Annotated in this window: 1 protein-coding gene; it reads left to right on the forward strand. The window is 47.5% G+C overall.

The genetic code is table 11. The features are described 5' to 3' along the window. Positions 1-110 precede the first annotated feature (110 nt). Positions 111-661: cupin domain-containing protein (locus KIV40_RS33480; RefSeq protein ID WP_285353724.1), on the forward strand; the 551-nt coding region annotated here is incomplete at its 3' end.

Here is a 661-nt window from a genome sequence, read left to right on the forward strand (position 1 = left end):
AGCGTATTCCTTGTCTCTGTTTGGTTAGCTTGTATGAATAAATTAGCTAACTTGTTCGGTCTATAGAGGGACAAAAAACCTAAAAAGTAAGCGAATCGTTCGGAGGGAACATGGATCTGCTTTCTCAATTGATGGAACATTTCTCGATACGCACAGGCGTTTTCTATTCTGGGCAGTTGTGTGGTGTGTCTTCATTTAACGCGCAACAGGGCACGGAAGGGCATTTACATGTGTTGAATTCGGGGCAGCTCAAGCTCTCAAGCAAATACAGTGGCGAAAGAACCATCACGCAGCCTTGCATTGTCTATTTGCCTCACAGCTCGCCTCATGTGATTGAAGGGGTGGGTGAGGGAGCAGAGTTGGTGTGTGCAAATGTGGCGTACCGCGCTGGGCGAGCTAATCCACTGCTGGCAGCCTTGCCCGAAGTGATCGTAATTCCTTTTGAGGACGAACCCAATCTATTGTCGGTTATCGAGACTCTATTTCGAGAGTCGCACCAGACAGCTTCTGGTCAGCAGTACTTAATGGATAAGTTGAGTGATGCCTTGATGGCTTTGATCTTTCGTCACTTAATCGAAGCGCAGAAAATCGATAAAGGGGTGTTTTCTGCGTTAGCGCATCCTCGTCTTGCTGCCGTTGTTAACGCCGTTCATCAGTTACC

Source organism: Vibrio sp. D173a, from assembly GCF_030248475.1.